Raw genomic sequence first — 254 nt, forward strand, 5'->3', positions numbered from 1 at the left:
CCGTCACCGAATACCGCTACGACGAAGCCGGACGGCTGGTGGCGCTGATTCCGCCGGACGATGAACCCACGTCCTACGAATACCGCAACGGTTTCCTGCACGCCCGTTCGCGCGGCAAAGCCGTATGGCAATACCGGCGCAACGCCCAGGGCGATGTGATCGAGGTCATCGATCCGCACGGCCAGGGCACCGGTTATGACTACGACGCCCAAGGGCAATTGCTGGCGATCCGTTACCCCGACGGCAGCGAGCAC

At 64.2% G+C, this 254-nt stretch carries 1 protein-coding gene; it reads left to right on the plus strand.

Annotated elements, in window-relative coordinates; all coding sequences use genetic code 11:
* A partial coding sequence (locus MA884_RS27860) for an RHS repeat protein (RefSeq protein ID WP_256233489.1) occupies positions 1 to 254 on the plus strand: 254 nt, incomplete at both ends.

It is taken from the genome of Pseudomonas sp. Q11 (assembly GCF_024494355.1).
GTDB classification, from domain to species: domain Bacteria; phylum Pseudomonadota; class Gammaproteobacteria; order Pseudomonadales; family Pseudomonadaceae; genus Aquipseudomonas; species Aquipseudomonas hefeiensis.